22 protein-coding genes are annotated in these 25,743 nt (G+C 70.8%); 17 read left to right on the forward strand and 5 right to left on the reverse strand.

Translation table 11 applies throughout. The features are described 5' to 3' along the window. Position 1 precedes the first annotated feature (1 nt). The 8 genes from ABIC70_RS05515 to scpA all read left to right on the forward strand — a co-directional run bounded on the left by ABIC70_RS05515 (position 2) and on the right by scpA (position 11,135). Positions 2-2,185, forward strand: a complete 2,184-nt coding sequence (locus ABIC70_RS05515) for a glycosyltransferase family 2 protein (RefSeq protein WP_100793955.1) — start codon at positions 2-4, stop codon at positions 2,183-2,185. 167 nt (positions 2,186-2,352) lie between these two features. Then, complete coding sequence (locus ABIC70_RS05520) at positions 2,353-3,690, forward strand: MFS transporter (RefSeq protein WP_043379559.1); 1,338 nt, start codon at positions 2,353-2,355, stop codon at positions 3,688-3,690. A 112-nt stretch (positions 3,691-3,802) separates the two neighbouring features. Further along, a complete protein-coding gene (gene cyoA, locus ABIC70_RS05525; RefSeq protein WP_043379557.1) occupies positions 3,803-5,014 on the forward strand; it encodes a ubiquinol oxidase subunit II in 1,212 nt (403 codons plus the stop codon). 75 nt (positions 5,015-5,089) lie between these two features. Continuing rightward, a complete protein-coding gene (gene cyoB, locus ABIC70_RS05530; protein WP_043346007.1) occupies positions 5,090-7,090 on the forward strand; it encodes a cytochrome o ubiquinol oxidase subunit I in 2,001 nt (666 codons plus the stop codon). A 4-nt stretch (positions 7,091-7,094) separates the two neighbouring features. Then, positions 7,095-7,727: a cytochrome o ubiquinol oxidase subunit III gene (gene cyoC / locus ABIC70_RS05535; protein ID WP_043379554.1), complete on the forward strand. Its 633-nt coding sequence runs from the start codon at positions 7,095-7,097 to the stop codon at positions 7,725-7,727. Then, positions 7,724-8,128, forward strand: a complete 405-nt coding sequence (gene cyoD / locus ABIC70_RS05540; RefSeq protein ID WP_043379552.1) for a cytochrome o ubiquinol oxidase subunit IV — start codon at positions 7,724-7,726, stop codon at positions 8,126-8,128. The genes cyoC and cyoD overlap by 4 nt, the downstream gene beginning before the upstream one ends. Positions 8,129-8,142: 14 nt before the next feature. Continuing rightward, positions 8,143-8,913 (forward strand): SURF1 family protein, encoded by a 771-nt coding sequence (locus tag ABIC70_RS05545; RefSeq protein WP_278306959.1) that lies wholly within the window; start codon positions 8,143-8,145, stop codon positions 8,911-8,913. A 56-nt stretch (positions 8,914-8,969) separates the two neighbouring features. Continuing rightward, positions 8,970-11,135, forward strand: a complete 2,166-nt coding sequence (gene scpA, locus ABIC70_RS05550; protein ID WP_179698641.1) for a methylmalonyl-CoA mutase — start codon at positions 8,970-8,972, stop codon at positions 11,133-11,135. Between the two features lie 204 nt (positions 11,136-11,339). On the opposite strand, the gene ABIC70_RS05555 is transcribed toward scpA, so the two are convergent. Further along, positions 11,340-12,482: an alpha/beta hydrolase gene (locus ABIC70_RS05555; RefSeq protein ID WP_053608264.1), complete on the reverse strand. Its 1,143-nt coding sequence runs from the start codon at positions 12,480-12,482 to the stop codon at positions 11,340-11,342. A gap of 219 nt (positions 12,483-12,701) precedes the next feature. On the opposite strand from ABIC70_RS05555, the gene ABIC70_RS05560 reads away from it, so the two are divergent. Further along, on the forward strand, positions 12,702-14,336 hold the full coding sequence (locus tag ABIC70_RS05560) for an alpha-D-glucose phosphate-specific phosphoglucomutase (RefSeq protein WP_111474008.1): 1,635 nt from the start codon (positions 12,702-12,704) through the stop codon (positions 14,334-14,336). A gap of 129 nt (positions 14,337-14,465) precedes the next feature. On the opposite strand, the gene ABIC70_RS05565 is transcribed toward ABIC70_RS05560, so the two are convergent. Continuing rightward, positions 14,466-14,945: a GNAT family N-acetyltransferase gene (locus ABIC70_RS05565; RefSeq protein ID WP_053608266.1), complete on the reverse strand. Its 480-nt coding sequence runs from the start codon at positions 14,943-14,945 to the stop codon at positions 14,466-14,468. Positions 14,946-15,137: 192 nt separating this feature from the next. Here ABIC70_RS05565 and rpsD point away from each other — a divergent pair, with 192 nt between their 5' ends. Then, positions 15,138-15,755, forward strand: a complete 618-nt coding sequence (rpsD, locus tag ABIC70_RS05570) for a 30S ribosomal protein S4 (RefSeq protein WP_010686187.1) — start codon at positions 15,138-15,140, stop codon at positions 15,753-15,755. Between the two features lie 111 nt (positions 15,756-15,866). Here rpsD and ABIC70_RS05575 read toward each other — a convergent pair whose 3' ends face one another. After that, the gene (locus ABIC70_RS05575; protein ID WP_043379541.1) at positions 15,867-16,190 is read right to left on the reverse strand and encodes a hypothetical protein; all 324 of its coding nucleotides are present in this window, start codon (positions 16,188-16,190) and stop codon (positions 15,867-15,869) included. Between the two features lie 102 nt (positions 16,191-16,292). Here ABIC70_RS05575 and ABIC70_RS05580 point away from each other — a divergent pair, with 102 nt between their 5' ends. The 5 genes from ABIC70_RS05580 (at position 16,293) to ABIC70_RS05600 (ending at position 19,997) form a co-directional block, all read left to right on the forward strand. Further along, positions 16,293-16,634, forward strand: coding sequence for a DUF2293 domain-containing protein (locus ABIC70_RS05580; protein WP_043756906.1), 342 nt, complete (start codon positions 16,293-16,295; stop codon positions 16,632-16,634). Positions 16,635-16,731: 97 nt separating this feature from the next. Beyond that, entirely contained in the window at positions 16,732-16,941 is a 210-nt protein-coding gene (locus ABIC70_RS05585; RefSeq protein WP_043350594.1) for a TOBE domain-containing protein, read from the forward strand. Positions 16,942-17,092: 151 nt separating this feature from the next. Further along, on the forward strand, positions 17,093-18,148 hold the full coding sequence (gene tsaD, locus ABIC70_RS05590; protein ID WP_354439156.1) for a tRNA (adenosine(37)-N6)-threonylcarbamoyltransferase complex transferase subunit TsaD: 1,056 nt from the start codon (positions 17,093-17,095) through the stop codon (positions 18,146-18,148). Further along, entirely contained in the window at positions 18,145-19,002 is an 858-nt protein-coding gene (locus ABIC70_RS05595) for a GNAT family N-acetyltransferase (protein WP_354439157.1), read from the forward strand. The genes tsaD and ABIC70_RS05595 overlap by 4 nt, the downstream gene beginning before the upstream one ends. After that, positions 18,999-19,997 (forward strand): NAD(P)H-dependent glycerol-3-phosphate dehydrogenase, encoded by a 999-nt coding sequence (locus tag ABIC70_RS05600; RefSeq protein WP_354439158.1) that lies wholly within the window; start codon positions 18,999-19,001, stop codon positions 19,995-19,997. The genes ABIC70_RS05595 and ABIC70_RS05600 overlap by 4 nt, the downstream gene beginning before the upstream one ends. Before the next feature lie 359 nt (positions 19,998-20,356). Here the strand turns inward: ABIC70_RS05600 and ABIC70_RS05605 are convergent, their stop codons facing one another. Continuing rightward, positions 20,357-22,723 (reverse strand): bifunctional diguanylate cyclase/phosphodiesterase, encoded by a 2,367-nt coding sequence (locus ABIC70_RS05605; RefSeq protein WP_354439159.1) that lies wholly within the window; start codon positions 22,721-22,723, stop codon positions 20,357-20,359. A 264-nt stretch (positions 22,724-22,987) separates the two neighbouring features. On the opposite strand from ABIC70_RS05605, the gene ABIC70_RS05610 reads away from it, so the two are divergent. After that, entirely contained in the window at positions 22,988-23,404 is a 417-nt protein-coding gene (locus ABIC70_RS05610; protein WP_354439160.1) for an EVE domain-containing protein, read from the forward strand. 24 nt (positions 23,405-23,428) lie between these two features. Here ABIC70_RS05610 and ABIC70_RS05615 read toward each other — a convergent pair whose 3' ends face one another. Then, positions 23,429-24,964: a sensor histidine kinase gene (locus ABIC70_RS05615; protein WP_043346075.1), complete on the reverse strand. Its 1,536-nt coding sequence runs from the start codon at positions 24,962-24,964 to the stop codon at positions 23,429-23,431. 284 nt (positions 24,965-25,248) lie between these two features. Between ABIC70_RS05615 and ABIC70_RS05620 the strand changes: the two genes are divergently transcribed. After that, entirely contained in the window at positions 25,249-25,704 is a 456-nt protein-coding gene (locus ABIC70_RS05620; protein ID WP_043346072.1) for a (2Fe-2S)-binding protein, read from the forward strand. Positions 25,705-25,743 lie beyond the last annotated feature (39 nt).

A 25,743-nucleotide genomic window follows, 5' to 3' on the forward strand; every position in this document is an offset into this window, starting at 1 on the left:
GGTGCCTGCGTCCGGGGCGGAGGTGCCCGAATTCCAGCCCCTGCCGGCGCAGCTCACGGGGCTCTGGCGCAAGCGGCGCGACCTCGCGGCGCGGGCGGCCTCGGACGGCCTGCGCGTCGCCCTCCCGGGCCTCGCGGGCCGCTGGGTCGAGATCGTCCTGTCCAACGACCCGGCCGAGGGCCGCGACACCCTCCCGGACATCAGCTTCGTCGGACCGGACGGACGCCCGGGCACGGTGCTGCCCCAGGAGGCCCGGGGCGGGGGCGCTTTCGCGTGGATCGGCCGCCTGCCCGAGGACGTCGTCGCGTTGCGCGTCGCCGATCCGGCGGGACGGGTCCCGGTCCGGCTGCGTCGGATCGCCGTGCATCGTCTCGCCCGGCCGATCCTGGCCGCGCGCGGTCTCCTGCGCGATCCCGGCCTGACCGCCCAGGCGCTCGCCTGGCGGATCCTCGGCAAGAAGGTGCGCGCCCGTGGCTTCCTCGGCCGGGCGCTGCGCCACCGGCGCGTCAGCGGCTACGAGGCGTGGCTCGGAACCCACAGCCTGCGCCGTGCGGAGCGGGACGGGATCGCCGCCGAGATCGCCGCCTGGACCGATCCGCCGCTGATCTCCGTGCTGATGCCGGTTCACAATCCCGACCCGAAGGTGCTGCGGGCGGCCCTGGCGTCGCTGCGCGCGCAGCTCTATCCCCACTGGGAATTGTGCGCCGTCGACGACGCCTCCACGCGCCCCGAGATCCCGCGGATCCTGAGCCGTGCGGCCGAGGCCGACCCGCGCATCCGCGTCCTCACCCGGCCGGAGAACGGCCACATCGCCCGGGCGACCAACGACGCGCTGGGCATGGCCCGGGGCGCGGTCTGCGCCTTCATGGACCACGACGACGCGCTCACCGAGGACGCCCTCTACGAGGTCGCCCGGGCGCTGCGCCGCGATCCGGACCTCGTGCTGATCTACAGCGACGAGGACAAGATCGACGGGCGCGGCCGCCGGTTCGACCCGCATTTCAAGGCGTGCTTCGACCGCGAGCTGCTCTACGCCCAGAACTACATCAACCATCTCACGGTCGTGCGCACCGAGGCGCTGCGCGCCGTCGGCGGCCTGCGTCCGGGCTTCGAGGGCAGCCAGGACCACGACCTGCTGCTGCGACTCACCGACGGGCTCGATCCCGGCCGCATCCGCCACATCCCGCGGGTGCTCTATCACTGGCGCGCCGCGCAGGGCTCCGGCACCTTCTCCGACCGGTCCCTCGCCCGGGCGGAGGCCGCGCGCCTGCGCGCCCTGGAGGAGGTCGTGGCCCCCTGGGGCGGCCGGGCGGAGCGCGGTCCCGGGGGCTTCAACCGCTTGATCCGGCCGCTGCCGGCGCCGCCGCCGCGGGTCTCCGCGATCATCCCGACCCGGGACCGGGCCGAGATCCTGTCGGTGACCCTCGACGGCTTGCTCGGCGCGACCGACTACCCCGACATCGAGGTGATCATCGTCGACAACGACAGCCGCGAGCCCGAGACCGCCGCCCTGTTCGCCCGCTACCGGGACGATCCGCGGGTGCGCGTCGTGCCGGTAGCGGGCGCCTTCAACTTCTCGGACCTGTCGAACCGCGGCGCCGCCGCGGCCACCGGGCCGGTGCTCCTGTTCCTCAACAACGACATCGAGGTGCTCGAGCCCGGCTGGCTCGCCGAGCTGGTCCGCCACGCGGTGCGGCCGGAGATCGGGGCCGTCGGGGCGAAGCTCCTCTATCCGGACCACACGATCCAGCACGGCGGCATCGTCCTCGGGATCGGCGGGGTCGCGGGCCACAGCCATCTCGGCGTCGCGGACGCGGATCCGGGCTATTTCTGCCGCATGGTCATCGCCCACGAGGTCTCGGCGGTCACCGGCGCGTGCCTCGCCATGCGGGCGGATGTCTTCGCGGCGGTCGGAGGCTTCGACGCCGAGGCCCTGAAGGTCGCCTTCAACGACGTCGATCTCTGCCTGAAGATCCGCCGGGCCGGCTACCGGATCGTCTGGACGCCCTTCGCCAGATTGATTCACCACGAGTCGAAGAGCCGCGGGGCCGAGGACACGCCCGAGAAGCGGAAGCGCTTCGAGGGCGAGGTGCTGACCATGCTGGACCGCTGGGGTCCCGAGCTGCGCGCCGACCCCTATTACAACATCAACCTGTCACGGAATTCGGCGCATTACCGGGTGTGAGCGGTCCACGCCCCGTGGCGCCGCCGATGGCCGCGACCACCGGTGCTATGCATGCGTCAGTGGGTGAACTTGCGTCCGGAGCCGGTTGCGATACCTCTGGACATGCCGCATGAGGCGGTTCCGGCCAAGGCGACCCCATAGGCGCGCGGCGAGGGCGGCAGCCAACAATGAGTTCGAATACCCCAATGGCCTCGGCCACGATCCTGGAGCGCGACGCCCAGCAGGCGGTGGGAGACCACAAGGTCCATCCCAACGAGATCGCCATCGGTGTGGTGATCGGACGCGCGTCCGAATACTTCGACTTCTTCGTCTTCGGCATCGCCTGCGTGCTGGTCTTCCCGAAGGTGTTCTTCCCCTTCGTCGACCCGCTGAAGGGCACGCTCTACGCCTTCTCGATCTTCGCCCTCGCCTTCATCGCCCGGCCGCTCGGCACGGTGCTGTTCATGGCGATCGACCGGCGCCACGGGCGCAGCGTCAAGCTCACCACGGCCCTGTTCCTGCTGGGCGGCTCGACGGCGGCGGTGAGCTTCCTGCCGCGCTACGACAGTATCGGCATCGCGTCGGTCTACATCCTGGCCGGCCTGCGGATCCTGCAGGGCCTCGCGCTGGGCGGCGCCTGGGACGGCCTCGCCTCGCTGCTCGCCATGAACGCCCCGCGGGAGCGCCGCGGCTGGTACGCGATGATCCCGCAGCTCGGTGCGCCGCTGGGCTTCATGGTGGCCAGCGCCCTGTTCGCGTTCTTCATCGTCAACCTCGACGAGGCGGACTTCATCGACTGGGGCTGGCGCTTCCCGTTCTACTGCGCCTTCACCATCAACGTGGTCGCCCTGTTCGCCCGGCTGCGCCTCGTCGCCACCGAGGAATTCGCCCGGATGATGGACCTCGACCGGCTGCGTCCGGTCCCGGCCCTCGAGCTGTTCCGCCACCATGCGGGCGACGTGATCCGCGGCGCCTTCGTGCCGCTCGCGGCCTTCGCGCTGTTCCACCTCGTGACGATCTTCCCGATCGCGTGGCTGGCGCTGAACAGCACCACCCGCTCGCCCGGCGAGTTCCTGATCGTGCAGTTCTCCGGGGCCATCGTCTGCGCCGGCGCGGTCGCCGCCTCCGGTCTGATCGCCGACCAGATCGGCCGCCGCAACGCCCTGATCATGAGCGCCTCGCTGATCGGCTTCTTCGCCATCGGCAGCATCATCGCGCCGCTCCTGTTCGGCGAGAGCGCCATCGGCCAGACGATCTACGTCACGATCGGCTTCATGCTGCTCGGGCTCGCCTATGGCCAGACCGCGGGCGCCGTGACGGCCCGGCTGGGCAACCGCTACCGCTACACCGGCGCCGCGCTCACCTCCGACTTCGCGTGGCTGATCGGGGCCGGCTTCGCGCCGCTCGTGGCCCTGTTCCTGTCGCAGCGCTACGGCTTGGCGATGATCGGCGTCTACCTCCTCTCCGGCGCGGTCTGCAGCCTCGTGGCCCTGTTCACCGACCGGTCGGAACTGCGCCAGATGTAGTCGGCGGGCGGCGGCGCAGGCCGCCCGATCCGCCCATCGCTGACAGGAACGCCGCCTCGCGCGGCACGGCAGAAGCGCCGCGCAAGCGGCCTGGGATGACGAGACGCGTGCTGTGACCTCTACGACCCATCGACCGGACAGGACCGACACCGCGACCCGCCGAGGCGGCCGCGGGCGGCGCCTCCTGCCGCTCCTGACCCTGCCGCTCCTGACCCTGCTCGGCGGCTGCAACTTCGTGGTCATGCAGCCGGCCGGCTACGTGGCCGAGCAGCAGCGCAACCTCGTGCTGGCGGCGACCGGGCTGATGCTCCTGATCATCGTCCCGGTGATCGCCTTCACGCTGATCTTCGCGTGGCGCTACCGCGCCACGAACGAGGACGCGGTCTACGATCCCGAGTGGCACCACTCGACGCAGCTCGAGGTGCTGATCTGGACGGCGCCGCTGATGATCATCATCGCGCTGGGCGCCTTGACCTGGATCGGGACACACACCCTCGATCCGTTCCGGCCGCTGAGCAAGATCGACACGAAGCGCGACGTCCCGGCCGGCACGGTGCCGCTGGAGGTCGAGGCGGTGGCCATGGATTGGAAGTGGCTGTTCCTCTACCCGCAATACGGGATCGCCACGGTCAACGAGCTGGCCGCGCCGGTGGACCGGCCGATCCGCTTCAAGATCACCGCCACCGACGTGATGAACACGTTCTACGTGCCGACCCTCGCCGGCATGGTCTACGCCATGCCGGGCATGCAGACCCAGCTCCACGCGGTGATCAACCGGGAGGGCGCCTGGGAGGGCCGCTCGGCGCATTACAGCGGCGCCGGCTTCTCGAACATGTTCTTCAAGTTCCACGGCCTGGCCAACGACAAGTTCGACCAGTGGATCGCCAAGGCCAAGGCCGAGGGCGGCGAGCTCACCCAGGAGGCCTACCTGAAGCTCGAGGAGCCGAGCGAGGCCGAACCGGCGCGGTTCTACAAGTCCTACATGAAGGGCCTCTACGACCGGATCATCGGCATGTGCCCCCGGCCCGATCAGATGTGCGTCGGCGAGATGGTGAAGATCGACGCGCAGGGCGGCGCCTCCGGCGCGGAGGCGGAAGAGAACTACAAGCGGCTCCGGTATGACAACCGCCTCGCCGAGCGCGGGATCGAGGGCCCCGGCGCCACGTCGCCGGCCTCGGAGACCGGCCCGCACGGCCAGACGCAGCCCCAGGGCATGAAGCCGCGGCCCGATATGGGCAACCCGGACGTCCGGAGCCAGAAGGCGCCGGACAGCCAGGGCCAGAGCGAGGGCGAGCAGATCGCGCCCAAGCAGCTGAACCAATGATTCCGCGCGTGATGCCAGCGGAACCCACACACAAGACCGGCGGTCGCCGTCGAACCCACTGAACGGGCCGATCCCATGTTCGCAAACCTGGACCTACAGCAGCTGCTCGTCGGACGATTTACGATCGAGCAGATCCCCTATCACGAGCCGATCCTGCAGGGGACCTTCGCCGGCGTGGCCGTGGTCGGCCTCGCCGTGCTCGGGGTCATCACCTATTACCGCTTCTGGGGGCCGATGTGGCGTGACTGGATCACGTCGATCGACCACAAGAAGATCGGCATCATGTACTGCATCTTCGCGGGCGTGATGCTGCTGCGCGGCTTCGCCGACGCGATCCTGATGCGCTCGCAGCAGGCGGTCGCCTTCGGTGACCAGCAGGGCTTCCTGCCGCCGCACCACTACGACCAGATCTTCACCGCCCACGGCATGATCATGATCTTCTTCGTGGCGATGCCGTTCGTCACGGGGCTCATGAACTTCGCGGTGCCGCTGCAGATCGGCGCCCGCGACGTGGCCTTCCCGTTCCTGAACAACTTCAGCTTCTGGATGACGGTGGCCGGCGGCATGCTGGTGATGGTCTCGCTGTTCGTCGGCGAGTTCTCCCGCGCCACCTGGCTCGCCTACCCGCCGCTCTCCGGCGCCGCGATGAGCCCCGGCGTCGGCGTCGACTACTACATCTGGGCGCTGCAGATCGCCGGCATCGGGACGCTGCTCTCGGGCATCAACCTGATCGCCACCATCGTGAAGATGCGGGCGCCCGGCATGACCATGATGAAGCTGCCGATCTTCGTCTGGTCGTCGCTGTGCACCAACATCCTGATCGTGGCCGCCTTCCCGATCCTCACGGCCGTTCTCGCGATGCTGTCGCTCGACCGCTACATCGGCACGCATTTCTTCACGAACGACCTCGGCGGCAACGCCATGCTATACTTCAACCTGATCTGGATCTGGGGTCACCCGGAGGTCTACATCCTGATCCTGCCGGCCTTCGGCGTGTTCTCGGAGATCACCTCGACCTTCTGCGGCAAGCGCCTGTTCGGCTACACCTCGATGGTCTACGCGCTGGTGGTGATCACCATCCTCGCCTACCTCGTGTGGCTGCACCACTTCTTCACGATGGGCTCGGGCGCGGACGTGAACTCGTTCTTCGGGATCACGACCATGATCATCTCGATCCCGACGGGCGCGAAAATCTTCAACTGGATGTTCACGATGTACCGCGGCCGGATCCGGTTCGAGGTGCCGATGATGTGGGTGGTGGCGTTCATCGTCACCTTCGTGATCGGCGGCATGACCGGCGTCCTGCTCGCCGTGCCCCCGGCCGACTTCGTGCTGCACAACTCGCTGTTCCTGATCGCGCACTTCCACAACGTGATCATCGGCGGCGTGCTGTTCGGCATGTTCGCCGGCGTGACCTTCTGGTTCCCCAAGGCCTTCGGCTTCAAGCTCGACGACTTCTGGGGGAAGGTCGCCCTCGGGTTCTGGGTGACCGGGTTCTACGTCGCCTTCATGCCGCTCTACGTGCTCGGCCTGATGGGCGTGACCCGGCGCATGCAGCACTTCGACGACCCGTCGCTGCAGATCTGGTTCGTCATCGCCGCCATCGGCGCGGCGCTCATCGCCTGCGGCATTGCCTCGCAGATCATCATGTTCGTGGTTTCGATCCGGAACCGCGACAAGCTGCGCGACCTCAGCGGCGATCCGTGGGGCGGCCGGACCCTCGAATGGTCCACCTCTTCGCCGCCGCCGGACTACAACTTCGCCTTCACGCCGGTGGTCCACGATTCCGATGCGTGGTGGGATATGAAGAACCGCGGCTTCGACCGTCCCCTCAAGGGCTACAAGCCGATCCACATGCCCAAGAACACCGCGACCGGCGCGATCCTGGCGGGGCTGAACTTCGCCTTCGGCCTGGCCATGGTCTGGTACGTCTGGTGGCTGGCGGCGCTCACCTTCGTGGCGATCTTCGTCGTCGCGATTGCCCACACCTTCAATTACAATCGCGACTACTACATTCCCGCCGACGTCGTCAGTCGGACGGAAGGTCAGCGGACGCGCGAACTGGAGATGGCGTGATCCGATGATGCACGCGGAGACTGCACCCCCCGGCGCCGCGGCGCCGGTCTTCTACCAGACCGACGAGGAGGGCCATCATTCCGAGGGCTCGACCATGCTCGGGTTCTGGCTCTACCTGATGAGCGACTGCCTCATCTTCGCGACCCTGTTCGCGACCTACGGGGTGCTCGGGCGCAGCTTCGCGGCCGGCCCCACCCCGAAGGAGCTGTTCGACCTGCCCGGCATCGCGGTGAACACCGCCATGCTGCTGTTCTCGTCCATCACCTACGGCTTCGCCATGCTGGAGATGGACCGGGACCGGGTGAAGCAGACGCAGATCTGGCTCGCCATCACGGGCCTGTTCGGCGTGGCCTTCGTGGCCCTGGAGATCCGGGAATTCGTCCACCTGTTCCACGAGGGCGCGCCGCCCTGGCGCAGCGCGTTCCTGTCGTCGTTCTACACCCTGGTCGGGACCCACGGCCTGCACGTCTCCATGGGCATCCTGTGGCTCGTCGTGCTGATGGTGCAGGTCAGCAAGCGCGGCCTGATCGTCGAGAACAAGCGCCGGCTGATGTGCCTGTCGATGTTCTGGCACTTCCTCGACCTGATCTGGATCGGCGTCTTCACCGTCGTCTACCTGATGGGAGTGCTCGAATGAGCGCCGACGCACACCGCCTCACCGGCCACGGCCAGGACACGCACGATGCGCACGCCCACAGCGAGGGCGGGCACGGCAGCTTCCAGAGCTACATGACGGGCTTCGTCCTGTCGGTGATCCTGACGGTGATCCCGTTCTGGCTGGTGATGGGCAACGTCCTCGACAACAGCCTCGTCACCACCCTGGTCATCCTGGCGCTCGGCGGCGTCCAGATGGTCGTGCACGTCATCTACTTCCTGCACATGAGCACGAAGTCGGAGGGCGGCTGGACCTTCATGGCGCTGATCTTCACCATCACGCTGGTGGTGATCATGCTCGCCGGCTCGGTGTGGGTCATGTACCACCTCAACCACAACATGATGCCGATGGATGCCCACGACGTCATGAACAACGCCCGCTGAGCGCGCGTCCGCAGATGAGACCCGCGGGGTCGGCGGGGGGCTTGAGCCCCTCCCCGGCCCCGATTGCGTTGTGGCGGCGCGTCGTGTTCGGCGTCGGCGCGGGCCTCGTCTTCGTCGTCCTGCTCGGGCTCGGCACGTGGCAGGTGGAGCGGCGGGCCTGGAAGCTCGATCTGATCGCCCGGGTCGATGCCCGGGTCCATGCCCCGCCGGTGCCGGCCCCCGACTCGGCCGCATGGCCGCGCGTCGGCCCCGACGACGCCTACCGGCACGTCCGGCTCGCGGGCACCTTCCTGCACGATCGCGAGACCCTGGTTCAGGCCGTCACCGAGCGCGGCGGCGGATTCTGGGTGCTGACGCCCCTGCGGCGTCCGGACGGCAGCCTCGTGCTGGTCAATCGCGGCTTCGTGCCCGGCGACCGGCGGGATCCGGCGACCCGGGCGCCCGGGCAGGTCGCGGGGGAGACCACGGTGACCGGCCTCCTGCGGCTGACCGAGCCCGGGGGCGCGTTCCTGCGCTCGAACGATCCCAAGGACGACCGCTGGTATTCCCGCGACGTGGCCGCCATCGCGGCGGCGCGCGGCCTGACCGGCGTCGCCCCCTACTTCGTGGATGCGGACGCGACGCCCAATCCCGGCGGGCTGCCGGTGGGCGGCCTGACGGTGATCGCCTTCCCCAACAACCACCTCGTCTACGCGATCACGTGGTACGGGATGGCGCTGATGCTGGCGGGCGCGGTTGTCTACGTCCTGCGGGGCGGACGCGGTCCTGGACCTGCGGGGGAGTAGCCCGCGTCAAGCGCGTGTCTATAATGGCGTGACAAACGCCATAACGAGTCAACGCCATGACCTCCCGCATCCCGAACTTCGCCGAAATCCCGCTGGCCGGCGAATCGCTCGCGGTCGCGGCGCCGGCGCTGGGCGAGCCCTGGATGACGCCGGAGGGTATCCCGGTGAAGGGCCGGTACGGACCGGAGGACCGGGAGGGCCTCGAGTTCCTCGACACCTATCCGGGGATCGCGCCGTTCCTGCGCGGCCCCTACCCGACCATGTACGTCACTCAGCCCTGGACGATCCGGCAGTACGCCGGCTTCTCCACGGCCGAGGATTCGAACGCCTTCTACCGCCGCAACCTCGCGGCCGGGCAGAAGGGCCTGTCGGTCGCCTTCGACCTCGCCACCCACCGCGGCTACGATTCCGACCATCCCCGGGTCTCCGGCGATGTCGGCATGGCGGGCGTGGCGATCGACTCGATCTACGACATGCGCACGCTGTTCTCGGGGATTCCCCTCGACGAGATGACCGTGTCGATGACGATGAACGGCGCGGTGCTGCCGATCCTCGCGCTCTACATCGTCGCCGCGGAGGAGCAGGGCGTGCCGCCGCAGAAGCTCGCCGGCACGATCCAGAACGACATCCTCAAGGAGTTCATGGTCCGCAACACCTACATCTATCCCCCCAAGGGATCGATGCGGATCATCTCGGACATCTTCGCCTACACGTCGAAGAACATGCCGAAGTTCAACTCGATCTCGATCTCCGGCTATCACATGCAGGAGGCCGGGGCGACGAACGACCTGGAGCTCGCCTACACGCTCGCCGACGGCGTCGAGTACATCAAGGCGGGCCTCGCCGCCGGGCTGACCATCGACCAGTTCGCCCCGCGCCTGTCGTTCTTCTGGGCGATCTCGACCAACTTCTTCATGGAGGTTGCCAAGATGCGGGCCGCGCGCCTGATCTGGGCGAAGCTCGTGAAGGGGTTCGATCCGAAATCGGAGAAATCCCTGGCCCTGCGCACCCATTCGCAGACGAGCGGCTGGTCGCTCACCGCGCAGGACGTGTTCAACAACGTCACCCGCACCAACATCGAGGCGATGGCGGCGACGCAGGGCGGCACGCAGTCGCTCCACACCAACGCGCTGGACGAGGCGCTGGCCCTGCCCACCGACTTCTCGGCGCGGATCGCCCGGAACACGCAGCTGTTCCTGCAGCAGGAGAGCGGCACCACCCGGATCGTCGATCCCTGGGGCGGCTCCTACTATGTGGAGAAGCTCACGGCCGACATGGTGGCCCGGGCCTGGGAGCACATCCGCGAGGTCGACGGCCTCGGCGGCATGGCCAAGGCGATCGAGGCCGGGATCCCGAAGCTCCGCATCGAGGAGGCTGCCGCCCGGGCCCAGGCCCGGATCGATTCCGGCCGGCAGACCATCGTCGGCGTGAACAAGTTCCGGGCCGACGACGACATGGCCATCGACCTGCTGCGGGTCGACAACGGCAATGTCCGCCGGCTCCAGATCGACAAGCTCAAGCGCCTGCGCGCCGAGCGCGACGAGGCGGCGGTGACGGCCCGGCTGGAGGCCCTCACGAAGGCCGCCGAGGGCACCGAGAATCTGCTGGAGCTCGCCGTCGAGGCCGCCCGCGCCAAGGCGACGGTGGGGGAGATTTCCGAGGCCCTGGAGAAGGCCTGGGGCCGGCACCGCGCCGAGATCCGCTCGATCTCCGGCGTCTACAAGCGCGAGGTGGGGGGCATGTCGCCTGTGGTCGAGGAAGTCCGGGCGCTGGTCGAGGCGTTCGAGGAGAATGACGGTCGCCGGCCGCGCATCCTGGTCGCCAAGATGGGCCAGGACGGGCACGACCGCGGCCAGAAGGTGATCGCCTCGGCCTTCGCGGATCTCGGCTTCGACGTGGATATCGGGCCGCTCTTCGCCACCCCGGCGGAGGCCGCCCGGCAGGCGGTGGAGAACGACGTCCACATCGTCGGCGTCTCGTCCCTGGCTGCCGGCCACCTGACCCTGGTGCCGGAGCTGAAGGCGGCGCTGACCGAGCAGGGCCGGGACGACGTGATGATCGCCATCGGCGGCGTCATCCCGCCGGGCGACTACGAGGCGCTGACGGCCGCGGGCGCGGCGGCGATCTTCCCGCCCGGCACGGTGATCGCCGAGGCGGCCGCCAAGCTGATCCGCGCGCTGAACGAGCGGCTGGGCTACGCGGCGCGGCAGGCGGCGGAGTAGAAGGCTTCCCGAGGCGGCCGGACCGGCCGCCTCGCCCCATGCCCTGGCGCCCCCTCGTCCTGAGGTGCCGGAGCGAAGCGGAGGCCTCGAAGGAGGCCTCCATCCGGCCGCGCGATCCCTGGAGCCCCCCTGCGGCGCCCGCTGACGCGCGCACCTCAGGATGGGGCGGTGCTATGGGATCGGCCGGCCCCCGGGGCTCGCCGCTCAGTTCAGCGCCTGCGGGTCCGCCTCCGTGAGGAAGGCCCCGACCGCGTGGAGGAACTGCATGCGGTTCTTCTCCATCATCACCGTATGGGTGCCCTCCCCCAGCTCGACGAAGCGCTTGTAGGGGGCGTGGGTGAGCTTGGTGAAGTATTCCTGCGCCTGGTAGCTCGGCAGGTCGGCGTCCCACTCGGCGTGGATGATCAGCACGGGCACGCGGATCTCGCCCGGATCGTAGAGCGGCTTCCCCGCCGCCCAGTAGGCGTCCTTGTCGGCGACCGTGCCGTTCGGCGCGCGCAGGACCGGCGGCGATCGCTTCGCCCCGACCGGGTCGGTGGCGAAGGTCGCGTCGGCCCATTGGTCGAACCAGCCCGCCGGGATCAGGTCGGCCTTCTTGTCCTCGGGGACGCCGGTCAGCCAGCGCGCTCGGGCGCTGTCCCGGCTGACGGTGCGATAGGCCCCCACCGTGCCGCCGCCGCCGATCAGGCCGGGCGTGCGCGCCAGCCATTGCGGCGCGTAGAGGACGAGGCGGTTGACCGCGTCGTTGTGGGTGCTGGTGTAGAGCCCCATGGTGGAGGTCCCCCAGGACCAGCCCATCAGGTCGATCTTCTCGACGTTGCGCCGCTTCCGGATGAAGTCGACGACCTGCCCCACCACCTTGGCGGCGTCCGGCGTCCGCATGAGCGGCGGATTGTCGGCGGGCGGCGCATCCATGGCGGCCGGGCGTCCGGACAGGCCGTAGCCCGGCAGGTCCACGCAGTAGACGTCGAAGCCGAGGCCCGCGAGGTAGTCCATGGCCGACATCCCCCCGAGCGGCAGGTCGAAGGCGGTGGAGGACGGGTAGGTGGAGCCGTGCACGTAGAGCAGGATCCGGTCGCCCGGGAACCGCTCGGTTCCCGCGGGCCGCTTGTTGCGCACGTAGATCTCGACCCCCGGCTCGCTCCAGGGCAGGCGGAACTCGTCCGTCGTCAGCTGGGCCGCCGGAGCCGCGACGACAGGCGCCGCGACGGCAGGCGCCGCAACGGCTTGGGCCGCCGAGGCCGCGACCGCCGCCCCGGCGGCGAGCGCCCCGACCAGCTCGCGCCGGGCCAAGCCCCGGCCGGGCCGGGCCGCGTCCGGGTCCGTCCGCATTGGTCTGTCCGCCATGATGTCTCCTCCGGTCCGCCTTGTCTGGCGGCTCGGGCGATTCAACCGGCGGGCGTCGGCGGGCGCAACGCTCCGGACCGGCCGGCGGCGGACAGGCGGCGGGTTCCGTCGCCCGATCCGGCGAAACCGCGTGAAAAAAGCCCGACCCTGTCGCCGGGGCTGGTGACGCCAAGCTCCCGGACGGGCATTGAGGCGGGAGATTCCGGGAGACGCCCGCTTATGACGACTCCGACCACCGTCGCGACCACGCCCTTCCCCGACCAGAAGCCGGGCACCTCCGGCCTGCGCAAGAAGGTGCCGGTGTTCCGGCAGCCGAACTACGTCGAGAACTTCGTCCAGGCGATCTTCGACACCCTGCCCGACAAGGCGGGCGCGACCCTTGTGCTGGGCGGCGACGGCCGGTTCCTCAACCGCGAGGTGGTGCAGAAGACGCTGCGCCTCGCCGCCGGCAACGGCTTCGGCCGGGTCCTGGTCGGTCAGGGCGGCCTGCTCTCGACGCCGGCCGCCTCCTGCGTCATCCGGAAGGCCAAGGCGCTCGGCGGCATCGTGCTCTCGGCGAGCCACAACCCGGGCGGGCCGGACGGCGATTTCGGCATCAAGTTCAACGCCGCCAATGGCGGCCCGGCGCCCGAGACGCTGACGAACGCGATCTTCGAGCGGGCGAAGGCGATCACGGAATACCGCCTCGTGGAGGCCCCGGACCTCGACCTCGACACTCTGGGCGACACCCGCCTCGGCGCCATGACGGTGACGGTCATCGACCCGGTGGCCGACTACGCTGCGCTGATGCGCACGCTCATCGACTTCGACGCGGTGGCGCGCCTGTTCGCCTCCGGCTTCCGCATGCGCTTCGACGCCATGAGCGCGGTGACCGGCCCCTACGCGACGGCGATCCTGGAAGGGATGCTCGGCGCCCCCGCGGGCACGGTGGTCAACGCGGTCCCGAAAGAGGATTTCGGCGGTCACCACCCGGATCCGAACCCGGTCCATTGCCACGACCTGTTCGACCTGATGCAGGGGCCGGACGCGCCGGATTTCGGCGCCGCCTCGGACGGCGACGGCGACCGCAACATGATCGTGGCCCCGGGCCTGTTCGTGACGCCGAGCGACAGCCTCGCCCTGCTCGCCGCCCACGCCCACCGGGCGCCGGGCTACGCGGGCGGGCTAGCCGGTGTCGCGCGCTCCATGCCCACGAGCCGCGCCGCCGACCGGGTCGCGGCCGCGCTGGGCATCAAGGCCTACGAGACGCCCACCGGCTGGAAGTTTTTTGGCAATCTCCTCGACGCGGGCCTCATCACCCTGTGCGGCGAGGAGAGCGCCGGCACCGGCTCGAACCACGTGCGCGAGAAGGATGGGCTCTGGGCGGTGCTGCTCTGGCTCAACATCCTCGCCGCCACGGGCGAGCGGGCTGACGCGCTGGTGCGGGCGCACTGGCGCACCTACGGGCGCGACTACTACGCCCGCCACGACTACGAGGAGGTGGATTCGGACGCCGCCAACGGTCTGATGGACGCGCTCCGCGAGAAACTCGACGGTCTGCCGGGCACGCGGATCGGCGACCTCACGGTCTCGACGGCCGACGAGTTCGCCTACCGCGATCCGGTGGACGGCTCGCTCACCGAGCGCCAGGGCATCCGGATCGGCTTCGCCGAGGATGCGCGGGCGGTGTTCCGGCTCTCCGGCACCGGCACCGCCGGGGCGACGCTGCGGGTCTACCTGGAGCGCTACGAGAACGCACCGGACCGCCTCGACTTGGCCGTTGCCGAGGTCCTGGCCCCGGTGGCGGCCGCGGCCCGCGCGATCGCCGAGATCGAGCCCCGCACCGGACGGCCTGAGCCGAGCGTGGTGACCTGAAGGGAGCCGGGAGACGCCTCGTCTTTGCGAGCGCCGCGAAGCAATCCAGAGGCGCCACGCTCTACGGCGGCGCGCCACCCTGGGTCGCTTCGCTGCGCTCGCGATGACGGTAAGGCCGGCGTCGATGCCTCAAACCAAGTCCTTCACCATGTGCACGGTGACGTCGTCGTCGCGGGTCCGGCCCGGTCCGTCGTAGAGCTCCTCCCGCTCCACCCGGTAGCCGAGCGCCCCGTAGAGGCGCAGGTTCGCCGTGTACTTCTTGTTGGTGTAGAGGCGCAGCCGCGCGAGCCCGGCCTCGGCCGCGACGGCGTCGGCCCGTCCCATCAGCCGGCTGCCGAAGCCCCGGCCCTGGAAGGCCGGGTGCACCGCGACGTTGACGACCAAGAGGTGATCGGCCTCGGCCCGCGTCTCGATCAGGCCGGCGAGATCCGGACCGGCCCGCAGCAGGTCGAAGCGGTGGTCCCGCAAAGCCTGGGCGTAGTCCGCCTGCATGGGAATCGGCAGACGCCCGATTACCGGGATCCATTTGGTGTAGGCCGCCTCCACCAGCCCCCGGATCGCCTCCGCGTCCGCGGGCGCGCCGCGCAGGACCACGACTGACTCGTCCATCTGACCTCTCACGGTTGACCGCGGCGCGTCCGTCCCCTAAAGACCCGCCGTCGATGGGGCTCCGCACGGGGCCCCGTCGCGTTTTCACGCGCACCCGTGGGCGGGATCCTCCCGCCCTGTCGTCCCGGACCGCGAAGGGCCGGGAAAAGGAGGGCGCGTTCCTCATTCTCGTCACGAGAGGACGCGGAAGATATGTCGAAGCGGATTCAGGCCAAGCACAAGCTCGACCGCCGCATGGGCCAGAACATCTGGGGCCGCCCGAAGAGCCCCGTCAACCGCCGCGAATACGGCCCCGGCCAGCACGGCCAGCGCCGCAAGGGCAAGATGAGCGACTTCGGCACGCAGCTGCGCGCCAAGCAGAAGCTCAAGGGCTATTACGGCAACATCACCGAGAAGCAGTTCCGCCGCTACTACGCCGAGGCGATCCGCCTGCGCGGCGATTCCGGCGAGAACCTCGTCGGCCTGCTCGAGCGCCGCCTCGACGCCGTGGTCTACCGGGCGAAGTTCGTCGCGACCCCGTTCGCCGCGCGCCAGTTCGTCAACCACGGGCACGTCAAGGTGAACGGCGTCCGCGTCAACATCCCGAGCTATCAGGTGAAGGCCGGCGACCTCATCGAGGTCAAGGAGTCCTCCCGCCAGCTCGAGATCGTCATCGTGGCAACCCAGCTCTCCGAGCGTGACGTGCCGGACTACATCGAAGCCGACCACGCCAAGATGACCGCCCGCGTCACCCGCATCCCCAGCCTGTCCGAGGTGCCCTACCCGGTGCAGATGGAGCCGAACCTCGTCATCGAGTTCTACTCCCGCTGATCCCGTCGCCCCGGCGACCGAGGAGGGGCTGCCCGTTCGGGCGGCCCCTTCGCGTTTCCGGACCCTCGTCCCGGACGAGGGTCTCCGGCGTCCGGGACGACCGCCCGGGCCTCAGCAGCCCTGGCAGATCGAGCCCATCGTGTGGCGCATCTTGCTGTCCCAGGCCTTCGAGCGGGCCTCGGCGGCCTTCTGAGCCTTGATCATCTCGGCCTGGTTCACGGGCTGCGGCAATCCGGTGGCTGCGGTGCCGCCCGGGGGTTTGGTCTGGCCGGTGGCCGTGGTCCGGCGGCCGCTGACCTGGGAACCCGCCGTGGCCGGGGACGCGGCAGAGCCCGGATTGGTGCCCGGATTCATGCCCGGAGCCGGGCCTTGGGCCAGCGCCGGCGCCGCCCCGAGGAAGAGGCCGAGAAGCAGCGCGGGACGAAGAATTGCCATGGACCTGATCTCCCCGGCGGAGGATCCCGTGCAGGCCCCGCCTCATCTGAGGCCGATCCTACCCGATCGCTCCGTTAAAATCATGCCGTCGGCAGGCCTGCGATGAGCGTTGGATCGCCGCCGCTGAATCGCCGGGACGCCGTCGCCGCGGCGCTGGCCCGGCTTGCCCCGCGCCTCCCGGATTTCGAGGCGGAGGCCGCCCTCGACCGGGCGCTGGCCAGCCCGGGCCTGCGCCGGGCCGCCCCGGAGACCGCGGCACGCCTCGCCCTCATCACGTACGCGCGCCACGTCTTCACCGATTACGACGACCTCCTGGCCGACGGATACGACCGGGACAGCGCCCGGCACTTCGTCCTCGACGATCTCAACGCCGCGCTGGCCGCCTGGGGGGCCGCGCCGGTCCCCGAGGACGAGGCCGGCGAGCCTGAGGCCGATCCGCGCTGAGGCGGTCGCGCGGGACCCCGCCATGCTGTAGGAGACCTGCCCGAGGCCGCCCGACGCGACCTGTTCCGGTGCGGCTTATGGAGCGAGGCAGCAGACCATGAAGATCAGCGCGCGCAACGTTCTCAAGGGCACGGTCCTCTCCGTGGACAAGGGGGCGACCACCTCCCACGTGAAGATCGAGATCAGCCCCGGCCAAGTGGTCACCGCTTCGATCACCAACGAGGCCGTCGAATCCCTCAAGCTCGTCGCCGGCGGTCCCGCCTACGCGGTGATCAAGGCTTCCGACGTCATGGTCGCCGTCGACTGAGGGCGTCCTCGCGCCGTCCCCTCATCCCGAGGCCTGCCCTGCGCTCCGGCACCGCAGGAGGCGGATGGGACGGACGGCTGAGACCATGCTCCGCTTTCGCGCCGTGACCGCCGGCGGATAGTATGCGGTCCGGATCGGAGGAGTTCAACCCGTGCAGAAGACCGTGCTCGGCATCGAGACCACCTGCGATGAGACCGCCGCCGCCGTGGTGTCGGTCGACGAGGATGGTGTCGGCCAGATCCGCGCCAACGAGGTCCTGAGCCAGATCGCCGAGCACGCGGCCTATGGCGGCGTCGTGCCGGAGATCGCCGCCCGCGCCCACGTGGAGGTGCTCGACCGGCTGATCGCCCGTGCCCTCGACCGGGCCGGGACCGGCTTCCGGGACCTCGACGGCATTGCGGTGGCCGCCGGCCCCGGGCTGATCGGCGGCGTGCTGGTCGGCCTCGTCACCGCCAAGACCCTGGCGCTCGTGACCCGCAAGCCCCTGCTCGCCGTCAACCATCTGGAAGCCCACGCGCTCACGGCGCGGCTCACCGACGGCGTCGCCTTCCCGTACCTGCTGCTCCTGGTCTCGGGCGGCCACACCCAGCTCGTCGCCGTGCGCGGCGTCGGCGACTACGTGCGGCTCGGCTCGACCGTCGACGACGCCATCGGCGAGGCATTCGACAAGGTCGCCAAGCTCCTCGGCCTCGGCTATCCCGGTGGTCCCGCGGTCGAGCGCATGGCCGAGGCCGGCGATCCCGAGCGCTTCGCCCTGCCCCGGCCGATGCTCGGCCGCCGCGAGGCCGACTTCTCCCTCTCGGGCCTCAAGACCGCCGTGCGGATCGAGGCCGAGCGGATCGCCCCGCTGGCCGAGCGCGACGTCGCCGATCTCTGCGCGAGCTTCCAGGCCGCCGTGGTCGACGTGGTGGTGGACCGCGCCCGGGTCGCCCTGCGCGCCTTCTCGGACGTGGCCGGACGGCCCACCGCCCTGGTGGCGGCGGGGGGCGTGGCGGCCAACGGCGCCATCCGGCGGGCGCTGGCTGCCCTGGCCGGCGAGGCGGGCCTGAGCTTCGTGGCGCCGCCCCTGCCGCTCTGCGGCGACAACGGCGCGATGATCGCCTGGGCCGGGCTGGAGCGCCTGCGCCTCGGGCTGGTGGACGACCTCACGGCCCCGGCGCGGCCCCGCTGGCCGCTGGCGGCCCGGGCGGGGGTGCCGGCCGGATGAACCCGGCGGACCGGCGCACGCATTGGCGGGATTTGGTGGAGCGCCGCCTGCCCGAAGCCGTCCGTCCGGACTGGCCGGTGCGGCTCGACCATTGCTTCGCCCGCATCCTCCTGGACAATGCCTGCGGCGGCCCCTGGCGCGACCATACCCGCCCGCCCGCCTATGCCACCATGCCGCTCGGTCAGCTCGAGATCGCGATCGCGCTGGGCGAGGCGGTGCTCGCCGGCCGTGCGGACCTCGCGCTCCTGAACCGCCGCTCCCTGGCCTGGCGCGGCAAGATCGCAGCCGCCCCGGTGCCGGAGGCCCTCCGGGACGGCGACCTGACCCTCCGCCGCTGGCGGCCGGAGGATACGGCGCCCTTCGCGGCGCTCAACGCCGATCCGGCGGTGATGGCTCATTTCCCGCGGCCCCGGACCGAGGCGGAGAGCGCCGCCGAGGCCGGCCTCTGCGACCGCCGCTTCGTGGCGGACGGGTTCGGCCCCTGGGCCCTGGAGCATGCGGGCCGGTTCATCGGCTTCGCTGGCCCGATGCGGATCCTGCGGCCCCTGCCCTTCCCGGGGGGCGACCGGCCCGGAACGACGGTCGAACTGGCCTGGCGCCTCGCACGCGAGGCCTGGGGCCACGGCTTCGCCACCCGGGCCGCGCGGCTCGCCCTCGCCGATCTCGCCGGGCGCTGCAGGATCCGGAGCGTCGTGGCCTTCACGGCGGTCGGCAACGACCGCTCCCGGGCCGTGATGGAGCGCCTCGGCCTGAGGCCGGCCGGGACATTCCCGCATCCGGCGGTGCCGGAGGGGCCGCTGCGCGTGCACGTGCTCTACCGGCTGGACTGCGCGGACAGGGAGGAAGCGGCATGAGCGCGGAGACCCCGATCAACGTCGTCGGCGGCGGGGCCTGGGGCACGGCGCTGGCCAACGCCGCCGCCGGGGCCGGCCATCCCGTCACCCTCTGGCTGCGCGATGCGCAGGCCGCGGCCGCCCTCCAGGCCCAGCGGGAGAATCCGCGCTACCTGCCGGGCGTGCCGCTGCATCCCGCGATCCGCGCGACGGCCGATGCCGACGCCCTCGCGGGCGCCCGGGCGACGCTCGTGGTCGTGCCCGCCCAGACCATGCGCGGCGTGCTGGAAACCCTGCGCGGTCCCCTGGCCAGCGCCGGGCCGGTGATCCTCTGCGCCAAGGGAATCGAGCGCGGCAGCGACAGTTTCATGAGCGCGGTGGCCGAGCAGGTCCTGCCCCCCGGTGTGCCCGTGGCGGTCCTGTCCGGCCCGAGCTTCGCAGCCGACGTCGCCCGCGGCCTGCCCACCGCCGTGACCCTGGCGGCGGTCGATGCCGGCCTCGCCGCCGGCTTGAGCGCCCTGCTGTCCGGGCCGAGCTTCCGCCTCTACCACACCGACGACGTGCGGGGCGTCGAGATCGGCGGCGCCGGCAAGAACGTGCTGGCCATCGCCTGCGGGATCGTGGTGGGGCGCGGCCTCGGGGAGAGCGCCCGGGCGGCGCTGATCGCCCGGGCCTTCGCCGAACTGATGCGCTTCGCCCGCGCCTTCGGCGGGCGGCCCGAGACGCTGATGGGGCTCTCGGGGCTCGGTGACCTCGTGCTCACCGCCTCCTCGCCGCAATCGCGCAACTTCGCCTTCGGCCAGCGGCTCGGCGCCGGCGCCAGCCCGGCCGAGGCCGCGGGCGGCAAGCTCGCCGAGGGGGCGTTCACCGCCGCGGCCCTCGCGGGCCTCGCCGCCGCGAAGGGTCTCGAGATGCCGGTGGCGGAAGCCGTCGCCGCCATCGTGGCGGGCTCGGCCAGCGTCGACGACGTGATCGCCGGCCTGCTGGCCCGGCCTCTGCGCGGGGAGACCGACTGAGGGCGCCGTCCCCGGGGCGCCCTCCCCGGGGCGCAGGCTGCCGACGCGCCCGGCGCCTGGACCCGGGACCGCGCATCCGGGTTTCTGGCGGGCGCTGGGGGCAGGCCCTGCGTGATCCGTCACGGCTCCGCCCCGATCCGCCGCCCAGGGGCTCGGCCCTCTGGTCGCGTTCTTCTCGACGACGGGGCCGGGGGCGCTGCGCGGAGCGCCTCCCCGGATCGCGGATCGGACGGGACCGCGGGCCGCACCCGCGACAGCGTCGGCAGCCCGACCGCGGGGCCGCCATCGACCACCTCCGCCGGGATGAGCCGGCGCCGGGGCCGCCCCTCTTCGGAGTGAGGCGACCGGCCCGATGCGTCTCAGGCCACGGCGGCCGCCCGGTCCGGCGCCGCGCCGTGGGTGTGGGTGGAAAAGCGCGCGATCGGCTCGGGTCGGCCCAGCAGATAACCTTGGGCGAGGGTGCAGTTCTCCTGCGCCAGGAAGGACAGCTCCTCGGCGGTCTCCACGCCCTCCGCCACCACGGCGAGCCCCAGACCCCGACCCAGCCCCAGCACGGAGCGCACGATCGCGGCCCCCTGCGGGTTGCTGTGGACCGCCTTGATGAACGAGCCGTCGATCTTGATCCGGTCGAACGGGAAGGCGCGCAGGTTCGACAGCGAGGAATAGCCGGTGCCGAAATCGTCCATGGCGATCTGCACGCCGAGCGCCTTGAGCTGGCGCAGGGTGAGGAGCGCCCGGGCCGGATCCCGGATCAGCGCGGTCTCGGTAATCTCGATCTCGAGGCGTTCCGCCTTCAGGCCGGCTTCGAACAGGGTCCCGTGGACGAACTGGACGAAGTGCGGGTTGTGGAGCTGCACCGCCGAGACGTTGACGGCGATCGCCAGAGGGTTCGGCCAGCCGGCCGCCGCCCGGCAGGCCTCCCGCAGCACCCAGGCCCCGATCTCCAGGATCGCCCCGGTCTCCTCGGCGATCGGCACGAACACGGCCGGGGGGATGCTGCCCCGGGTGGGGTGGCGCCAGCGCAGCAGCGCCTCGAAGCCCGTCACCGCGCCGGTGTCGATCTCGCTCTGCGGCTGATAGACGAGCTCCAGCTCCCCCCGGGTCACCGCGTGGCGCAGGTCGTGCTCCAGCTGCCGCCGGTCGCGGATCTGCGCACCCATGCTGGCGTCGTAGCGCCGAAAGGTGCCGCGGCCCTCGTTCTTGGCCCGGTACAGGGCGGCGTCGGCGTGGCTCAGGAGCGCACGCTGGTCCGCGGCGTCGTCGGGATAGACCGCGATGCCGATGCTGGTGGCGATCACCGGGCCGGAGGCGGCCGGCACCGCGGCCAGGGTGGACAGGATCCGCTCGGCCAGCCGCTCGGCGGACCCCTCCGCCTGCGGCGTCAGGATGGCGAACTCGTCGCCGCCCAGCCGGGCCATCAGCTGTTTCGCGTCGAGGAGGCCGCCGGCCCGGAGGGCGAGATCGCGCAGCATCGCGTCGCCGGCTGCGTGTCCGAACAGGTCGTTGACCTCCTTGAAGCGGTCGAGGTCCAGGCACAACACGGCGAGGCGGCCGCCCTGGGCGTCCGCGGCGCGGATCTCCCGCTCCAGCCGCGCGTGGAAGCTCGTGCGGTTGGCCAGCCCCGTGAGCGCGTCGTGGTGGGCGAGGTAATGGATCTCGCTCTCGGCCCGGCGCCGGGCGCGCAGGTCGCGCACCGCCACGGCGTGGTGCGGCAGGCGCCCGTACTCGGCGACGGGACGCATGATCACCTCCACGGGGATCGTTCCGCCGCTCGCCGGGACGAGGTCGGCCTCGAGGGGCTGGTCGACCGTTCCGGCCCCGGCGGCGACGCCCGGCAGGTACAGGGCCAGGTTCGTGCCCACGAGGTTGGAGGCCCCGGTGCCGGCGAGCCGGGCGAAGGCCTCGTTGGCGCTGACGATCTCGCCGCCGCGGCAGACGACGAGACCCTCCACCGCCGCGTTGGCGAGGCTGCGCAGCCGCTCGCGCTCGAACTCGGCCCGCTTGCGGTCCCGCAGGTCGAGCACCAGGGCAGCCCCGGCGAGCAGCAGGATCAGGAAGCTCGCCGCCGCCACCGCGGCGGCGAGCCAGGCGGTGCGGATGGCGCTCGCGTGGATCTCCACGGTGGGGTCCGGCAGGATGGTCACGGCGGCCATGCCGGTGAAATGATGGCCGCAGATCGCCAGGATCAGCAGCGCGCCGCCGCCGAACCGGCCCCGGACCGTGGTGGCCGACAGCCCGACCACCAGGGCGGCGGCGCCGAACGCCGCTGCGAGCCCGACCGAGATCACGACCGGGACGGGATTCCACACAAGGTGTCCCGGCACCTGAAAGGCGGCCATGCCGGTATAGTGCATCACCGCGATGCCGCACCCCACCACGGCGCCGCCGAGCGCCGCCTGGATCCTCCGGCCGGTCGTGGCCAGGGCGAAGCCGAGCCCGGTGATCGCCACGGCATCGACGTAGGAGAGGAGGGTCAGCCCGACGCCGTACCCCGACGGCAGCCCGGGCTCGAAGGCGAGCATCGCCAGGAAATGCGTCGCCCAGATCCCCGACCCGCCGGCGGCGGCGGCCACTGTGAGCCAGATGTAGCGGTTGCGGCCGCCGGCCCGGCCGGCATGGATGAGGAGTTCCAGCGCCGTCGCACTCGCCAGCGTGCAGACGAGTGCCGCCAGGACCACCAGCCAGAAGTTGTGCTCTCCGGCGAAGCAGCCGACCAGTGACAGCATGTATGCAACCGGAGATTATTAAGAGATGCTCTTATGCCACGTTTGGCATCCAGAATTTAATATTCAGCCAACAGCATCCCTCGATAAGCGAGATTTTACTGATCTTTAACGACGTCTCATGCGCCGTCCATCGGTGCGCCGATCGCGCCGATCGCGCCGAGCGCGCCGAGCGCGCCGGGCGCGGCGCTGGCCTGTTCCCGGAGGCCGAAGCTGGGCTATGGCGGGGCATGCCGCCCGGCCGGGCGGTCCGCGGGACCTTCATCGATGGCGTACTGGCTGTTCAAATCCGAGCCCGCGACCTGGTCGTGGGACCAGCAGGTCGCGGCCGGTGAGGCCGGCACGTACTGGAACGGCGTGCGCAACCACCTCGCCAAGAAGCAGCTGATGGCCATGCAGGTCGGCGAGCAGGGCTTCTTCTACCACTCGAACGAGGGCAAGGCGGTGGTCGGCATCGTGGCGGTGATCCGCCCCTACTATCCCGATCACACGGACGAGACCGGCCGCTTCGGCATGGTCGACGTCAAGGCCGTGCGGGCGCTGCCCCGCCCTGTGACGCTCGAGGCGATCAAGGCCGATCCGGCCCTGGCCGACATGGTGCTGGTCAACAATTCCCGCCTGTCGGTGCAGCCGGTGTCCGAAGCCGAATGGGCCCGGATCCGTGCGCTCGGCGGCCTCGACTGAGCGGGGCGGCCCGACCGGCGCGGGTCACGCCGCGCGGTTGAGGGGACTGCGCGCGGGGGCCACCACCTCCGGCTCGACCTCGACGGCCGGCAGCGTGTCCATGACCCGGGAGGCCGGCAGCGTCACCACCACCTCGGTGCCCTCGCGCGGCTTGGAGGACAGCTGGAACTGCCCGCCATGCAGCTCCACCAGGCCCTTCACGATCGGCAGGCCCAGCCCGGAGCCCTGCTCGGCGGTCTTGATCGCCAGGGAGCCGCGCCCGAACGAGGACAGGACCGTGCCGAGTTCGTCCTCCGGGATGCCCGGGCCGCTGTCCTTCACCGAGACGTATTGGCCGCCCGACGCGGTCCAGCCGACCTTCAGCCAGATCTCGCCGCCCGGCGGCGTGAACTTCACGGCGTTCGACAGGAGGTTCAGCACGATCTGGCGGAGCGCCCGCTCGTCCGCCCAGAGCCGCGGCAGCGAGCCGTCCACGAGATCGTGGAACGTCTGGTTCTTGGCCTTGGCCCGCAGGCCCATCATGTGGCGGCACTCCTCCACCACGTGGGCGAGCTGCACCGGCTCCTCGTTGAGTTCGTAGCGCCCCGCCTCGATCCGCGACAGGTCGAGGATCTCGTTGATCAGGTTTAGGAGATGCATCCCGCTGTCGTGGATGTCGTGCGAGTATTCCCGATAGGACGGCGCCGTGTGGGTGCCGAACACCTCGTTCTTCATCACTTCCGAGAAGCCCAGGATGGCGTTGAGCGGCGTCCGCAGCTCGTGGCTCATGGTGGCGAGGAAGCGCGACTTGGCGAGGTTGGCCTCTTCGGCCCGGCGGCGGGCCTCGTCGGAATTGGCCTTGGCCTGTTCCAGCTCGCCGAACACCGCGTCCTTCTCGGCCCGGGAGCGCAGGGCGCCCACCGTCGAGGTGTAGAGGCGGCGGGAGAGGCCGAGGAAGAAGACCTGCGCGCCGCCGGCCATCACCACCAGCATCAGCAGGTCCATCCCGCGGGAGAAGGCGGCGAGGGACACGGTGGCGAGCGCCAGCGGCACCAGGGCGGCGATGGCGGCCAGCGGCACCGTCGCGGCCAGCATTGTGGTGACGGCGGAGGCGATGACGAGGCCGAACAGCGCGAAGGTCCAGCCGCCGGTGGTGCCGAGCCCGATCATCGCGGACCACGACAGGCTCTGCAGCACCTCGCCGATCAGGAAGCGCCGGCGCCAGCGGGCGAGCGGGATCGTCGCCGGGTCGGCGCGGAGGAAGCGCCGGCTCAAGGTGGTGTTGAGCGTGATCATCAGGAACACGCCGAGCGCCCAGGCCGCCGCCACCGGCGGCGCGATCCAGAAGGTCGCCGCCGTGGCGAGCGCCGCCGCGAATCCCACCAGCGGGATGCCCGCGCCGGCCCGGTACTGGGCGTAGTGGCGCAGCAGCTCGTAGTCGAAGGCCCGCTCCAGGCCGGTCTGCGAGGTCAGCTTCTCGCGGGCCGAGCGGATTTCCCGGGCGACCCCGAGGCGGCGCGCCGCCTCCTCCGTCGAGGGGCCGCGACCGCGCTGGACCATCTCGACGGTGAGATCGGGCATGCGCGTCTTGAAACTCGGCTCGATTCCGCGGACGGGCGGCGGTGGCTGGGAAGCACGCCGTAAAGATGAGGCGGATGTGTTAAGAAGCGGCTGCCGGCATCCCTTCAATCTTAAGCATCGGGGGCTGTATCGAGGCTGTGCCGCCGCCGGATTGAAGTGCGGTGCCGCACATCGTGTCCGGGCATGGGCTCGCTATTTAAAGGTGCGTGACCGCTTACCCGTGCGAGGCCGCACGCCGTGATCCGGGCTGCCCGGATGCCCGCGTCGAGAAAGGGTCGCCGACCATGCCGAATCTCACCGTCAACGGTGTCACGCACGCGGTCGACGCCGACCCCGACATGCCCCTGCTCTGGGTGCTGCGCGACCGGCTCGACGCCACCGGCACCAAGTACGGCTGCGGCATCGCGCAGTGTGGCGCCTGCACGGTCCATCTCGACGGGCAGCCGGTCCGGTCCTGCCAGACGCGGCTTGGCGATGTCGGCACCGCGCAGGTGACGACCATCGAGGGCGTGTCGGGCCGGGTGGCCGAGGCCGTCCAGGCGGCGTGGCGCAAGCTCGACGTGGTCCAGTGCGGCTACTGCCAGTCCGGCCAGATCATGTCGGCGATCGGCCTGCTCTCGGGCAACGCCAAGCCCAGCGACGCCGACATCGACGGCGCCATGGACGGCAACATCTGCCGCTGCGGCACCTACCAGCGCATCCGCGCGGCGATTCACGAAGCCGCGCGCAGCCTCGCCTGATCGGCCTGACGCCTCACCTTCCCCGCGGTCCCGACCGGA

The organism is Methylobacterium sp. 1973, assembly GCF_040545035.1.
Lineage (GTDB): Bacteria > Pseudomonadota > Alphaproteobacteria > Rhizobiales > Beijerinckiaceae > Methylobacterium > Methylobacterium fujisawaense.

Bases quoted from the DNA above. Each gene is read 5' to 3' on its own strand.
- cyoD (WP_043379552.1), top strand. From the start codon at position 7,724: ATGAGCGCCGACGCACACCGCCTCACCGGCCACGGCCAGGACACGCAC.
- ABIC70_RS05520 (WP_043379559.1), top strand. From the start codon at position 2,353: ATGAGTTCGAATACCCCAATGGCCTCGGCCACGATCCTGGAGCGCGAC.
- ABIC70_RS05555 (WP_053608264.1), bottom strand. From the start codon at position 12,482: ATGGCGGACAGACCAATGCGGACGGACCCGGACGCGGCCCGGCCCGGC.
- ABIC70_RS05605 (WP_354439159.1), bottom strand. From the start codon at position 22,723: ATGCTGTCACTGGTCGGCTGCTTCGCCGGAGAGCACAACTTCTGGCTG.
- ABIC70_RS05585 (WP_043350594.1), top strand. From the start codon at position 16,732: ATGAAGATCAGCGCGCGCAACGTTCTCAAGGGCACGGTCCTCTCCGTG.
- ABIC70_RS05620 (WP_043346072.1), top strand. From the start codon at position 25,249: ATGCCGAATCTCACCGTCAACGGTGTCACGCACGCGGTCGACGCCGAC.
- ABIC70_RS05610 (WP_354439160.1), top strand. From the start codon at position 22,988: ATGGCGTACTGGCTGTTCAAATCCGAGCCCGCGACCTGGTCGTGGGAC.
- cyoB (WP_043346007.1), top strand. From the start codon at position 5,090: ATGTTCGCAAACCTGGACCTACAGCAGCTGCTCGTCGGACGATTTACG.
- ABIC70_RS05615 (WP_043346075.1), bottom strand. From the start codon at position 24,964: ATGCCCGATCTCACCGTCGAGATGGTCCAGCGCGGTCGCGGCCCCTCG.
- rpsD (WP_010686187.1), top strand. From the start codon at position 15,138: ATGTCGAAGCGGATTCAGGCCAAGCACAAGCTCGACCGCCGCATGGGC.
- scpA (WP_179698641.1), top strand. From the start codon at position 8,970: ATGACCTCCCGCATCCCGAACTTCGCCGAAATCCCGCTGGCCGGCGAA.
- ABIC70_RS05600 (WP_354439158.1), top strand. From the start codon at position 18,999: ATGAGCGCGGAGACCCCGATCAACGTCGTCGGCGGCGGGGCCTGGGGC.
- ABIC70_RS05560 (WP_111474008.1), top strand. From the start codon at position 12,702: ATGACGACTCCGACCACCGTCGCGACCACGCCCTTCCCCGACCAGAAG.
- cyoC (WP_043379554.1), top strand. From the start codon at position 7,095: ATGATGCACGCGGAGACTGCACCCCCCGGCGCCGCGGCGCCGGTCTTC.
- ABIC70_RS05575 (WP_043379541.1), bottom strand. From the start codon at position 16,190: ATGGCAATTCTTCGTCCCGCGCTGCTTCTCGGCCTCTTCCTCGGGGCG.
- ABIC70_RS05565 (WP_053608266.1), bottom strand. From the start codon at position 14,945: ATGGACGAGTCAGTCGTGGTCCTGCGCGGCGCGCCCGCGGACGCGGAG.
- ABIC70_RS05595 (WP_354439157.1), top strand. From the start codon at position 18,145: ATGAACCCGGCGGACCGGCGCACGCATTGGCGGGATTTGGTGGAGCGC.
- ABIC70_RS05580 (WP_043756906.1), top strand. From the start codon at position 16,293: ATGAGCGTTGGATCGCCGCCGCTGAATCGCCGGGACGCCGTCGCCGCG.
- ABIC70_RS05545 (WP_278306959.1), top strand. From the start codon at position 8,143: ATGAGACCCGCGGGGTCGGCGGGGGGCTTGAGCCCCTCCCCGGCCCCG.